Genomic DNA, 839 nt, shown 5'->3' with positions numbered 1-839 from the left:
CGACGATAAAATCTATAACACTAAACTTATATTTGAATTTTTGGAACTGCCCTATTATCGAATGGCTCAATGATTGGGGTTGCCGTCAATTTGCAATTGAACACCATGAGCTCGCAAAGCAGGAATTGCTCAATTGGCATATAGAATTTTCAAACCAACTTCCAGTTCCAACAGCTAATCTCTGGGAGTTAAACGAGAATGACTATGAAACCCTACGTCGTGCTTATGATTCACTGGTTAATCGAACTGCATCGCAACGAAGACGTGGGAACAATCAAACGATAGTTAGGTTTGGACCAACCGGAGCCGCAAAAATTCTATTTTCATTGCGACCCAATACATACGCTCCGTGGGATGAACCGATTAGAGATTCTCTTGGATTGAACGGTTCTGCAGATTCATATATCGAGTATCTGCAAACCATCAATGCATTGCTCAACGAACTCCGTCCTACGTGCGAACAACACGGCTTCACGCTTAGCGAATTGCCAAACCGATTGTTGAGACCGCATTCAAGCGTTCCGAAATTGATCGATGAATATTACTGGATGACCATTACTCAGAATTGGCAACCCCCAACTTCGGAAACATTTAGGAATTGGGCTGACTGGAGTGTTGCAGACTGATCGGCGGGGCGGCTGCAGCTAACAGCGAAAAACAATGACGCTCACGCTTTTTGATATTGATTATAGAGTTCGCTCTACCGTTTTGCTCACAAGATTGTTGCTTCGCTCATTTTTGAGTTCGCAAAACGGCAGCATTGTTTTCGCACACGTTATGTGCAATTCCCCATTTTTCGGGACAAAAATAATTTCTGGTGCTAACGGAATTTTAAATAG

The 839-nt window shown here is 42.9% G+C and carries 1 protein-coding gene; it reads left to right on the top strand.

Features of this window, described 5'->3' with window-relative positions:
• The coding region (locus tag QME58_14390) for a hypothetical protein (GenBank protein ID MDI6805001.1) at positions 1-626 on the top strand (626 nt) is incomplete at its 5' end.
• Positions 627-839 lie beyond the last annotated feature (213 nt).

Source organism: Bacteroidota bacterium (assembly GCA_030017895.1).
Classification (GTDB): Bacteria; Bacteroidota; Ignavibacteria; order UBA10030; family BY39; genus JASEGV01.
Note: the sequence above shows the minus strand (reverse complement) of the source record. Positions and strands in the feature narration are given on the sequence as shown.